Source organism: Methanohalobium sp. (assembly GCF_018609725.1).
Taxonomy (GTDB): Archaea; Halobacteriota; Methanosarcinia; order Methanosarcinales; family Methanosarcinaceae; genus Methanohalobium.
Genome location: NZ_JAHENT010000054.1, coordinates 1 through 12,342, shown reverse-complemented (window position 1 = coordinate 12,342; position 12,342 = coordinate 1). Strand labels below are relative to the sequence as shown.

Sequence of the window (12,342 nt, the reverse complement as noted above, 5' to 3'; positions counted from 1 at the left end):
TCCTGCTGTTCATTACACTTGCCATAGGCAATGCAGGATTTGCTATGATGACAACGTTAGGTGGATACATAGGAGCCATCTCCGGACTTGCAGGTGTCTATACAGCACTGGCGATGATACTGAATGAGGTATATGGAAGGACAATCGCTCCAATCTAATCTTAACCTCATTCAATTTTTAATTTTTAATCTGAATAGAGGAGGCGATGGAAATGAAAAACATGAATGAACGATTAGTTAATGCTCTTAAGGGAGAGGAAGTAGATAAAAAACCAGCTGTATCTGTAACACAGACAGCAATTGTAGATTTAATGGATGCTACAGGTGCAGAGTGGCCGGATGCCCACAGTGACCCAGAAAAAATGGCGACTCTTTCAATGGCATCACATGAACAGGGGAGTTTAGAAGCAATTAGGAACCCTTTCTGTCTTACAGTTCTTGCTGAAGCACTTGGATGCGGGGTTAATATGGGTACAAAGAACAGACAGCCCTCTATAACAGACCATCCTTATCCCAAAGACATCAGTGACCTTAAGATGCCTGATGACCTTTTTAGTAACGGAAGGATTCCTGCAGTTTTTGAATCATCCAGAATTATAAAGGACAAATACAAAGATGAAGTACCGCTCATATCGGGTCTTGAAGGACCTGCAACCCTTGCTTCAGACCTTGTAAGTCCCAAGAGCTTCATGAAATGGTCGATAAAAAAACCAGAAAATTTTGATGCTATAATGGATTTTGCAACTGATGCCTGTATAGAATATGCCAAAGGTATGGTAGATAATGGAGCGGATGTAATCTGTGTAGCCGACCCGGTTGCCTCGCCAGACCTTTTAAGTCCCAATGATTTTGACAACCGAATAAAACCAAGATTGCAGCGTTTTGCAGAAGAGGTAAAAGCTCCAACAGTTTTGCATATCTGCGGCAACGTGACACCTATAATAGATATGATGGCTGATACAGGTTTTGACGGTTTAAGTCTGGAAGAAAAGGTAAAAGACCTTAAGGGAGCAAAAGAAACAGTAGGTGATAGGGCATGTATAGTAGGCAATATTTCAAGTCCATTCACAATCCTTGGCGGAACACCTGATAAGGTCAAGGAAGATGCCAAGAAAGCCATGGACGATGGTGTGGATGTACTCGCACCGGGTTGTGGAATTGCTCCAAATTCACCGCTTGTAAATGTTCAGGCGCTGGTAGAAGCCAGAAATGAGTATTATTCCTGATATCTATCATCCATTATCTGCCATATACGATTCTAAATATGAGACCCACCACTGAAAACAGTTCAAATTTAAAGAAACTGGTTGCACATACTCCAGTTTATGTTTTTTTATGGAAACCTGAATATAACTGGCCAGTGGAATATGTGTCAGAAAATATTCTGCAATTTGGTTACACAAAAGAGGATTTTACATCCATCAGGATGAATTACATTGATATAATACATCCAGAAGATGTAGGCAAGGTGAGAAAAAAATTTAAAAGAAGTTATAACTATGGATATAAAAACATTTCTCTGCAATACCGGATATTGACCAAATCAAAAAATATCCGATGGGTGAATGGAAAAACGTTTGTTCAATTTGACGAAAAGGGAAAACCCAGCCATTTTCTAGGTATAATTGTAGATATTACAGACCAGAAAATGAAAGAAGAAAAACTACAGGAAACACTTGCAATAAAAGATGAACTTGAATCAATAATTAACAACAGTCCTGCAATTGTTTTTCAGTGGAAGTCAGAATGTAAACTTGAAGAGAAATGGCCTGTTGAATTTGTATCGGACAACATAAATCGTTTTGGTTATACTTCAGATGAATTTGTTACAGGTAAGCTTCAGTATGGGGATATCATATATCCTGATGACCTTGAACATGTCCAATATGAACTCTGCAAACGCAGGGAAAAAGGACATAATGAATTTTCGCAGGAATACAGGATAGTTACTAAATCGGGAAAAATCAGATGGGTAGATGAGAGAACTTTTATCCAGAGGGATAAAGATGGAAATCCTATTTCCTATCAGGGTATAATTGTTGATATTACTGACAGAAAACATACTGAAAATATTCTGCATACAGAACACGATATCGCGCTTTTACTGAATACATTTGATGAACCAGAGGTAATTTTAAATCAGGCACTGGAATTAACACTTGATACAGGAGTTGTAGATTGTGGATGTATCCATCTGGCAGATGAAAACAACAACCTCAACTTAATAACATCTGTGGGTCTTTCAAACGATTTTGTAAACAGCATATCTTATCTGGGTTCAAATTCCATCCTCAACAGGATAATAATGACCGGTCAGCCGTTTTACAAGGACTATTCTGAAATACCATTCAAATCAGATGAATCAGCAAAAAATAGTGAAAAACTGCGTGCAGTTGCACTTATACCCTTAGTTTGTAGTGGGGAAGTACTGGGTGCATTAAATTTATACTCACATTTGTACGATGAAATTCCCTCTGATGTCCGTACAGCCATTGAGACAATTGCTGCGCAATTAGGCGGTTTTATCGCACGGATGAAAAATGAAGTGGATATCAAAGATTATCTATCTTTCAATAAGTTAATAGAGCCCAATACCCGAAATACTGAATTTTATAAAAGGGTCTGATTTGTTTAATTGAAGGTCTTTTAAATGAAATACAAACTGGTTCCATATTCAAATGGTGATTATTCCTTAGGCAATAAATTGGCTATATGCTATGTTGTAAATTCACTGGATTTTGTATCCGATTGTTATAAAGTAGATATAACCGAATCTTTAGAAGGTGTTAGCATTGAACTTGGCGTTAAAATCAAATCCGGTTTGCTCATAGAAGACAGGAATTTTATAGCTAACAGTATAAAACAGTACCTGATGAATTATTTTGATGGTGTATCAAATGTAACTACTCACATTACACAGGATTAAAATGTGATAATTATTTTTAATCATTAAACCAGTCGGCTTCAAGTTTTTGTAATTGATTGATAACGTTTGTTTTCAAATCTTGTGCTGATGGATAATCATCTAGAATCTTACCGTTTTCCATGAATTTCTGCAGCATGGGTATCATTTTATTTCCGCATTCACAGACTGGTATATCCTCTTTGTTCCATAACTTTGTTTTATATGTCATACATTCTGGGCAACGGTAAGCCTGTTTTTTCTTGCTGAACTTCCCTCTTTTTGCAGAAGGTTTTCCATCCATTTCAACAATATCCATAGAAAAATCGATGGTATCAGCATTTGATATAGTGGTTCCCACTCCAAAACTATCGATACCAGCTTTTCTTAATTCTGGGATTGTGTATTCATTAATTCCACCTGATGCAATAATTCTTGCATCCACTCCTCTGCATTTCAGTTCCCATTTTATTTCCTGTGCAATCTTTTTCAGATTTCCTCTTCTTGAAGTAGGTGTGTCAAGTCGGATTCCGTAAAGGTTTTCTCCCATTGCTTCGGCTGCCATGAAAGATTCAATAGTTTCGTCATAATATGTATCAACCAGCGCTATTCTGGCGATGTTTTTTGATAATACATCATCAAATGCTTTGTATGCCTTTTTTGGATCTCCAAATATAATACTAAGGGCATGAGGCATTGTTCCTTTGGGTTCAATACCTACTTCTTCAGCACTGGCTATGCAGGAAATGGAATCACATCCTCCGATATAGGCGGCACGATCTATAACAGGGGCTATACCGGGATGCATCCTCCGTATTCCAAAAGACATCACATCACAACCCTTAGCTGCCTTTTTAACCCTTGATGATTTTGTAGCAACGCCTGATGGATGGCAGATTAACCCAAGTACGGGAGTTTCATATATGCAGAATTTTTTGTATGACCCTTCAATAAACATGACTGGTGTATTTACACCTTCAGTATCCTGATTCCTGAAAACAGTACCTTCGGGTAGGGCATAAACATCAACGCTTTTACCTTCGAGCAGATTCAAAACTTCATCCAGTCCTGCAAAGATGCCCCATTTCCATTCATCCGGTAAAGAGGAAGCAGTAAATTCAGCAACTACATTCCCATTACCAACGCCTTTCTTGTTAAAAATCTCCATTATGTTCTCAAAATAAATATCGGTTGTTTTCCCACTGCGAATGTCTACTTCACTTACTAGATGAAATTCTGGCATCATATCCTTCTCTATTGATGTATATTGTTATAAAACTTGAAACGTTAATAAATCAAATAATTATTTAAAATTGATTATTATAAACCCATACAACCGATGTTTGATTGTCGGCTCATTGCTCACGTTTCCAGATTGTTCCTTCTGGAGTATCAATAAGGTGGATACCGCGTTTTTTTAGATTGTCACGTATTTTGTCAGCAGTAGCAAAATCTTTTGATTTCCTTGCTCTGTCTCTTTGTTCTATAATTTCCTGTATTTCTTTTTCAAGGGGGGCATGTTCACTAAAATCCAGTACTCCCAGCACTTTATCTAAATCTTTGAGCATATCCAATAATATATCTGCTTCCTGTTGTCCGATATTTGTAAGGGATTTATTAATAGTTTTTACTGCATCAAAAAGAACACCGATTGCTCCTGCTATATTCAGGTCTTTTTCCAGTTCTTTGATAAAATCGTCTTTAACCTTTTCTGCAAAATTTTCAGCTTCAAAACCGCCTGATTCATTTCCTGTATGTTTCAGGTTAAATATTAACTCCTGCAGTCTATCAATGGCATTCTGTGATGCCTGTAAATTTTTAAAAGTAAAATTGAGTTTTTGTCGGTAATGAGTAGTAAGCAGAACATAACGTAACGCTTCTGGTTTATATCCCTGATAGAGGATGTCTGGGAGAGTATAAATATTGTTTAAAGATTTTGACATTTTGTTTCCTTCTACCAGAAGATGGGTTACATGCATCCAGTAATTGACAAATCTCTGCCTTGTAGCACCTTCACTCTGGGCTATTTCACATTCATGATGTGGAAATTTGTTATCTTCTCCGCCTGTATGAATGTCAATGGTAGTGGATTTTTCAGAATCAAAATGTTCATTGAAAGCATCCGTGAGATATTTCAAAGCCATTGCAGAGCATTCAATATGCCAGCCGGGATATCCCTCGCCCCATGGAGAATCCCAGTTCATGATGTGATTTTTGTATTTGGAATGCGAAAACCAGAGAACAAAATCCTGAGGGTTGCGTTTGTTGGGGTCGTATATAGCACGCTCTTGGGATTGTAATTTTTCCAGAACATTTCCTGAGAGTTTTCCATATTCAGGGAATTTGGTTATATCAAAATAGACGTTTCCTCCTGAAACATACGCATATCCATTATCTATAAGTTTTTTAATTACTTCTATCATTTCATTAATATGCTGGGTTGCACGGGGATAAACATCTGCATCATCTATATTTAGTTTATTCAGGTCATCCATAAACAATCGCATGTATTTGTCCGCAATTTTCCAGGGGTCAAGTTTTTCTTTATCGGCAGCAATCTGTAGTTTGTCTTCACCTTCATCAGAATCAGATGTCATATGGCCGACGTCTGTAATATTCATAACCTGTCTAACCTGATAACCTTTAAGGATTAAAAAACGTTTGAGCAGGTCTGCCATCAAAAAACTTCGTATATTTCCTATATGTACCCTGCCATATACAGTCGGGCCGCAGTTATACATCCTTACAAATTTGCCATCTACCGGTACAAAGGGTTCAACTTTATTGGTGAGCGAGTTGTAAAGCTTAATGCTCATAATAAAAAATGTCTTCCAAGTTGTTATATAAGATTTGTGTTTTATCAGTACACTATCGCTATATTTATTCGTATAGCAGAATTAAAATATAATGATGAATATGTCACGTAAGTTGTATATAATTCATCTGAAAATAAATCGTATGAAATCATTATAACTATATCATTGCTTAAACGATACTATGGATTAAGGTACAGGGTGAACCTTTTGTTTGAAAATATGGATAATAAAGACCTTAATGAATTTGTGCAGGATATAATAAACGGCAGAGGTTTATCGGATTCTGAAATAAAACATCTGTTATCTACTGAAAACCGTAAAGAACTTGATAAATTATATCAGGTATCAAGAATTGTCAGGGACGAATTCACCGGTAACAAGGTGTTTTTGTACAGTTTTATCTATTTTTCAACATACTGCAAAAATGAATGCTCATTTTGCTATTACAATAAATTAAACAATATTTCCAGATATCGTTTAAGTACTGATGAAATCCTTAGAATTTGTTCATCTTTTAAAGGTAAACAGATTCATATGGTAGACCTGACAATGGGCGAAGATCCGTATTATCATAACAACCCTCATTTGCTTGTTGATATTGTGAAAAATGTTAAAAATGAACTGAACTTGCCCATTATGGTATCACCCGGTGTGGTGGATAATGATATTCTGAAAAATCTTTATAATTATGGCGCTGATTTCCTTGCACTTTATCAGGAAACGTATGACAAAGAGCTATATGAGAGGATGAGAGTGGGTCAGTCATTTAGAGACCGTATTAATGCCAGAAAATTTGCCAAAAATATAGGTTTTTGTGTAGAGGATGGAATCCTATCAGGAATAGAACCGGACATTGAATCTCTTATAAAATCATTAAGGGGTATGGAAGATAATGATTCTGATATGGTCCGAGCCATGACCTTTACCCCTCAGGAAGGAACACCACTTGAAAATCAGAGTCAGTTTTCCAGCGAGCAGGAATTAAAGATTATATCAATATTGAGATTGATGTTTCCTGATAAGTTGATACCTGCATCTCTTGATATAGAAGGGATTGATGGCATGGTAAAAAGACTTAATTCAGGAGCCAATGTTGTAACTTCAATAATACCATCCAACACAACTCTTGAAGGAGTTGTAAACTACGATAGAGATCTGGAAGAGAGAAACAGAAATGTGGAAAATGTTGTTTCCCGTTTAAAGACTATGGGCATGGAACCTGCAAAACAATCCGAATTCAATCAAATAATCGGTTTATAAAAAATGAATACTATTGCTATAATAGGCGGTAAACTTCAGGGATTTGAAGTAACCTATCTTGCCAAAAAATCGGGAATGAAGGTTTTATTGATTGACAGGCATGAAAAACCACTTATAAGAGAATTGGTGGACGAATTCTATAATTTTGATGTCATAGAAAACCCTGAAAAACTTATCGATATATCCCACAATGTTGATGCAATACTCCCGGTAAATGAAAACCAGTCAACAATTAACTTTTTGGAAAATATCGTAAAGAACCTGTACTGTCCTCTACTTTTTGATTTTAATGCTTATCGTATAAGTAGTGATAAACAAAAGTCCAAACAATATTTCAAATCAATTAAAATACCGACACCAATGGATTATCCATGTAAATTACCGTGTATTATAAAACCACTTTCTGAGAGTAGCAGTATAGGAGTATCCATAATCCATGATAATAAATATCTGGACTCTAAAACAGATGAGCTGAAAATAGTCGAGGAATTTATTGAAGGTGATGTAGTATCTCTTGAGGTAGTAGGAGATGGGACAAATTTTGCGGTTTTAAAGGAAACCAGAGTCCATATTGATGACAAATACGACTGCCACATGGTCACGCCTCTGGAACATGATTTTGAATTTAGGAAAATAGCCTACAAACTTGCTTCAAACCTTGGACTGAAAGGTATAATGGATGTTGAAGCTATAAAAAATCCTGATGATTTAAGGGTTATTGAAATCGATGCCCGTTTCCCGAGTCAAACGCCTATAACGGTATATCATTCAACAGGAATTAATCTTTTGAATCTTTTAATGCAGGCTTTTTACGGCGGTGTCCAGGAAATTAATAGTAAAATCCAAGAAAATTGTTGTATACTTGAACATGTAATGTTAAGCGGTGGATACTTGACTCCTGTAGATGAGCAAATATTGTCCAATGCTACAGAATATACACAGTTTTATTGTTCCAATGGGTTGGAAATTTTCAAATGTAATGGAAATGATCCGGCTTTTACACTGATAATGTGGGGTGGTGATGAATCAACTGTAAAAGATTTAAGATATATGGGATATTCGATTATAAAAGAAAGCCATCAGGTTTTAAAATGTAATTATATAATGGGGCAGTAAATATGGCATTATTAACACCAGATGATTTGTACAATGTATCCAGACAATTTGAAAAAAATAATGATATTATTAAAAGGGCTACTGGTCAAGGGATAAGGGACATCTGTGAATCGGTATATAATACAAAACTTGGAAATGAAAAAATCGGAATCATACCCATAACAGCAGGCAATGGAATTATTGGTAATTTTGCAGAATCCCTTTTTACAATAACAAATTATCTGAAACTGGATGGGTTTATTACAAATCATACTGATGTTGCAGGATATTATGATGCTGTCAACCAAAATGCGGATATTTTACTGATGGCAGATGACTATGTTTTCATTGCTCACAATCTCAGAAACGGTAAAATTGCAACTAATCATGTTTGTACAGGGGTGATTTATGCAGAAATTGCTTCCAGATGCAAATATGCAGATACCAAGGATATTCTTGTTATAGGTCTTGGTAAGGTAGGGTATGCAGGAGCATCTCACTTGATAAAAAAAGGTTTTAATGTTCATGCATATGATCCGGATAATGAAGCGCTTAATAATGCTATAAAGGAATTGGGGGTACATCCGTATGATATCAACAGTAATGGTAAAAAGTTCTGTATGGTTTTTGAAGCCACTCCTAATGAAAATACCATTACAAAAGATATGATTTCAGAAAGATGCCTTGTTTCAACACCTGGAATTCCATGTGGACTCAGTTCTGAGTTGGGAAGTGATTATGATGTTGATTTGGTTATGGAACCACTTCTTATAGGTGTTGCTTCAATGCTTTATTCGGTAATTTAAATCAATTTGCAAATTTTTGTAGGGTTAATAGTAACACTTATTTGTGATAACTAACATATATAATATATAACTTAATATTATTTGATTTAATTTGCTATCTAAAAAAAGCTATTAGAATCCTTTATTTTTGAAATTAAGCCTTTTTGGACTCTTATTTTGAACATGAGAAACTTTAAATGCCTGTATTTTCAGTAACACTTATATATTATGAACTCGTATTGGAATATGTTACAATTAATTAAATGGTATGTATAAAAAATCAGTATACAAAAAATACCTACGTAATATAATAAACATTTCAACTATGGTGGAATAACTATTTTGATGACGGAAAATGAATCTTCATTCGTAAGGGATTTTTCTTATAAACATAGTTTTAAGGATGGAGATACCAGTTCGTAATAATCATTGATAATATAATTGATAAGTATACGTTCTAACGTTTTATTTTTCCGTTCACTCGGAACCTATGAATCAAAAAAATAGGAGTGTAAAATATGAGCAAACTCAAATATGACCACGTATTTACCTCAGAAGCAGTCGGCTCAGGACATCCGGATAAAGTGTGTGACCAGATATCCGATGCAGTTCTGGATGCATGTCTGTCAGCCGACAAGGACAGCCGTGTAGCATGTGAAACACTTGTTGCACATGACCTTTTGATAAATGCAGGTGAAATAACCTGTAAAGGAATGGACCAGATAAACACAGAAAATATAGCACGTGATATAGTACGGGATATAGGATATGACCGTGAAGACCTTCTTTTCTGGGACCAGTCCTTTGAATATATGTCAAAAATTCATGAACAATCCCCTGATATATCAATGGGTGTAACTGAAGGCATGGGATTGTATGAAGACCAGGGTGCAGGTGACCAGGGAATGATGTTTGGTTACGCCACCAATGAAACCCCTGAATTTATGCCTGCTCCAATTGCATATAGTCACAGGTTACTGCAGTATCTTGATACCGTCCGTAAAGAAGGTAAGTTACCTTATCTAAGACCGGATTCTAAATCTCAGGTATCAATAAAATATGTAAACGGGAAACCAGACCATATAACAACGGTAGTCGTATCTCAACAGACAGATGATGTATCACTTGAAAAAGTACGTAACGACATAGTAGACCTTGTTAATGATGTCCTTGAACCTACAGGATTACTGAGGTCTGATACAGAATATTTCATCAATCCAACAGGTTCATTTGTGCTTGGTGGTCCTTATGCAGATGCAGGGCTTACCGGTCGTAAAATAATTGTTGATACTTATGGCGGAGTAGGCAGCCATGGAGGAGGTGCTTTCTCTGGTAAAGATCCATCCAAGGTCGACCGTTCAGCAGCATACTATGCAAGATATGCAGCCAAAAATATTGTAGCAGCAGGTCTTGCTGATAAATGTGAAATCCAGGTTGCATATGCAATAGGTGTTGCCAAGCCTCTCAGTATAAACGTTGATACCTATGGTACAGGAGTGGTAGAAGATCAGGAAATCCAGGATGTACTGGAATCTGGTGAAATATTTGATTTCAGACCAGCAGCCCTTATAGAAGACCTTGAATTGCTGAATCCAAAAGGTTGGTCATACAGGGAGGCATCTACATACGGTCATTTTGGCAGGGATATATTCCCATGGGAACAGCTTGACAAAGTGGATAGTCTGAGAGAAAAATTCAATCTCAACGTTGTAAAATGATTATAATCTAAATAACAATCATCACCGGTTCAAACCGGACAAGATTTGGACAAAAACTAAGAACAAATAGGATTAACTACGGTGAAAAAATGACAAATAATGATTACAAGATTAAAGATATAGGTCTGGCTGAACTAGGCCGTAAGCAAATAAATATGGCTGAAAAAGAAATGCCAGGACTTATAGCTACACGTGAAAAATATGGTCCTCAAAAACCACTTAAAGGAGCACGTGTTAGCGGCAGTCTTCATATGACTGTTCAGACTGCTGTCCTTATTGAAACACTGGTTGAACTCGGTGCTGATGTACGTTGGGCATCATGTAATATCTTCTCAACCCAGGATGAAGCTGCAGCTGCGATAGCATCGGAAGGTATCCCTGTTTTTGCCTGGAAAGGTGAAACAGTTGATGAATACTGGTGGTGCACCAAACAGGCGTTAACATGGCCAGATGGCAAAGGTCCGCACCTCATAGTGGATGATGGTGGAGATGCAACCCTGATGATGCACCGCGGATATGAAGCAGAAGATAATCCATCCATCCTTGATGAACCAACAGAAAACAAAGACCTGATGGCTCAAAACAAAATACTGAAAGATTCACTGGCTGAAGACCCAAAATTCTGGCATAAAGCAGTTGCTGAATGGAAGGGTGTTTCAGAAGAGACAACAACCGGTGTTCACAGATTATATCACTGGGAAAAGGATGGAGAACTCCTTGCTCCTGCTATAAATGTCAACGACTCTGTTACAAAGAGCAAGTTTGACAACATCTATGGATGCAGAGAATCACTTGTAGATGCCATAAAACGTGGTACTGATGTGATGGTTGCAGGTAAAGTTGCAGTAGTCTGTGGATTTGGAGATGTAGGTAAAGGTTCTGCAGAAGCGCTTGCCAATCACAAAGCGAGAGTAATTGTTACTGAAACAGACCCAATATGTGCACTTCAGGCGTTAATGGAAGGATATTCCGTTATGACCGTTGAAGATGCACTCCCATACGGGGATATTTATGTAACAACTACAGGAAATCGTGATGTTATTACAACCGACCATATGTCAAAGATGAAAGACCAGGCAATTGTCTGTAACATAGGCCATTTTGACAACGAAATCCAGGTTGATGAATTAAACAAAATGGATAATGTAGAAAAAGTTGAAATCAAGCCACAGGTAGATAAATATGAATTCCCAGACGGTCATTCAATTTATCTGCTTGCAGAAGGTAGACTTGTCAATCTTGGACTTGCAACAGGTCATCCAAGTTTTGTGATGTCAAACAGTTTCACAAACCAGACACTTGCACAGATAGACCTATGGGAGAATCCAAAGGATATTGGAGTCTATCGATTACCAAAAGTACTGGATGAAGAAGTTGCAAGGTTGCACCTTGACAAACTTGGAGCAAAACTAACCAAGATGACACAGGAACAGGCTGAATATATCGGTTTCCCTGTTGATGGACCGCATAAACCGGATCATTATCGGTACTAAACTATAGATTTGTGGATGTTTTTGTAAGGAGGGTTGCAATGAGGGGTAGAACCCTCCATATATCCACTTAAAACATTCTGTATTATGGCAAATTAATGTAATATTAATAAATCAATTATTATCGAAACTTATAAAAATAGTTAATTAAAAAAATAAATAAATAAAGGAGGATATATATGAATAAATCTACAGAACAGGAATCAAAAGAGCAGGATTTTGGAGAGAAACCAACTTCAGTAAGGGAATCAGACCATTATCAAGAGGAATATGTTCC

Annotated in this window: 10 protein-coding genes; 8 read left to right on the top strand and 2 right to left on the bottom strand. The window is 36.7% G+C overall.

The features are described 5' to 3' along the window. The first annotated feature begins 211 nt into the window (after positions 1 to 211). From mtaA to QZ276_RS03300, 3 genes are all read left to right on the top strand, one after another. Positions 212 to 1,225 carry a methylcobamide:CoM methyltransferase MtaA gene (mtaA, locus tag QZ276_RS03310; protein WP_292485259.1) on the top strand — a complete coding sequence of 338 codons (1,014 nt, stop codon included), beginning with the start codon at positions 212 to 214 and terminating at the stop codon, positions 1,223 to 1,225. Positions 1,226 to 1,368: 143 nt separating this feature from the next. Beyond that, a complete protein-coding gene (locus tag QZ276_RS03305) occupies positions 1,369 to 2,625 on the top strand; it encodes a GAF domain-containing protein (RefSeq protein ID WP_292485256.1) in 1,257 nt (418 codons plus the stop codon). Between the two features lie 24 nt (positions 2,626 to 2,649). Then, complete coding sequence (locus tag QZ276_RS03300) at positions 2,650 to 2,925, top strand: hypothetical protein (protein WP_292485254.1); 276 nt, start codon at positions 2,650 to 2,652, stop codon at positions 2,923 to 2,925. A gap of 16 nt (positions 2,926 to 2,941) precedes the next feature. Here QZ276_RS03300 and QZ276_RS03295 read toward each other — a convergent pair whose 3' ends face one another. Next, complete coding sequence (locus QZ276_RS03295) at positions 2,942 to 4,147, bottom strand: nicotinate phosphoribosyltransferase (protein ID WP_292485253.1); 1,206 nt, start codon at positions 4,145 to 4,147, stop codon at positions 2,942 to 2,944. Positions 4,148 to 4,256: 109 nt separating this feature from the next. Further along, complete coding sequence (gene cysS, locus QZ276_RS03290; RefSeq protein ID WP_292485251.1) at positions 4,257 to 5,717, bottom strand: cysteine--tRNA ligase; 1,461 nt, start codon at positions 5,715 to 5,717, stop codon at positions 4,257 to 4,259. Positions 5,718 to 5,936: 219 nt separating this feature from the next. Here cysS and pylB point away from each other — a divergent pair, with 219 nt between their 5' ends. From pylB to ahcY, 5 genes are all read left to right on the top strand, one after another. Continuing rightward, positions 5,937 to 6,977: a methylornithine synthase PylB gene (pylB, locus tag QZ276_RS03285; RefSeq protein ID WP_292485258.1), complete on the top strand. Its 1,041-nt coding sequence runs from the start codon at positions 5,937 to 5,939 to the stop codon at positions 6,975 to 6,977. A 3-nt stretch (positions 6,978 to 6,980) separates the two neighbouring features. Beyond that, positions 6,981 to 8,093, top strand: a complete 1,113-nt coding sequence (gene pylC, locus QZ276_RS03280; RefSeq protein WP_292485249.1) for a 3-methylornithine--L-lysine ligase PylC — start codon at positions 6,981 to 6,983, stop codon at positions 8,091 to 8,093. Positions 8,094 to 8,095: 2 nt separating this feature from the next. Continuing rightward, entirely contained in the window at positions 8,096 to 8,878 is a 783-nt protein-coding gene (gene pylD, locus QZ276_RS03275; protein WP_292485247.1) for a 3-methylornithyl-N6-L-lysine dehydrogenase PylD, read from the top strand. 497 nt (positions 8,879 to 9,375) lie between these two features. Further along, on the top strand, positions 9,376 to 10,575 hold the full coding sequence (metK, locus tag QZ276_RS03270) for a methionine adenosyltransferase (RefSeq protein WP_292485245.1): 1,200 nt from the start codon (positions 9,376 to 9,378) through the stop codon (positions 10,573 to 10,575). Between the two features lie 89 nt (positions 10,576 to 10,664). Continuing rightward, complete coding sequence (gene ahcY / locus QZ276_RS03265; protein ID WP_292485243.1) at positions 10,665 to 12,068, top strand: adenosylhomocysteinase; 1,404 nt, start codon at positions 10,665 to 10,667, stop codon at positions 12,066 to 12,068. Positions 12,069 to 12,342: the final 274 nt, after the last annotated feature.

What these genes read in the sequence shown, in the direction of transcription:
- mtaA (WP_292485259.1), top strand. Translation starts at nt 212, where the DNA reads ATGAAAAACATGAATGAACGATTAGTTAATGCTCTTAAGGGAGAGGAA.
- QZ276_RS03300 (WP_292485254.1), top strand. Translation starts at nt 2,650, where the DNA reads ATGAAATACAAACTGGTTCCATATTCAAATGGTGATTATTCCTTAGGC.
- QZ276_RS03295 (WP_292485253.1), bottom strand. Translation starts at nt 4,147, where the DNA reads ATGATGCCAGAATTTCATCTAGTAAGTGAAGTAGACATTCGCAGTGGG.
- cysS (WP_292485251.1), bottom strand. Translation starts at nt 5,717, where the DNA reads ATGAGCATTAAGCTTTACAACTCGCTCACCAATAAAGTTGAACCCTTT.
- pylB (WP_292485258.1), top strand. Translation starts at nt 5,937, where the DNA reads ATGGATAATAAAGACCTTAATGAATTTGTGCAGGATATAATAAACGGC.
- pylC (WP_292485249.1), top strand. Translation starts at nt 6,981, where the DNA reads ATGAATACTATTGCTATAATAGGCGGTAAACTTCAGGGATTTGAAGTA.
- pylD (WP_292485247.1), top strand. Translation starts at nt 8,096, where the DNA reads ATGGCATTATTAACACCAGATGATTTGTACAATGTATCCAGACAATTT.
- metK (WP_292485245.1), top strand. Translation starts at nt 9,376, where the DNA reads ATGAGCAAACTCAAATATGACCACGTATTTACCTCAGAAGCAGTCGGC.
- ahcY (WP_292485243.1), top strand. Translation starts at nt 10,665, where the DNA reads ATGACAAATAATGATTACAAGATTAAAGATATAGGTCTGGCTGAACTA.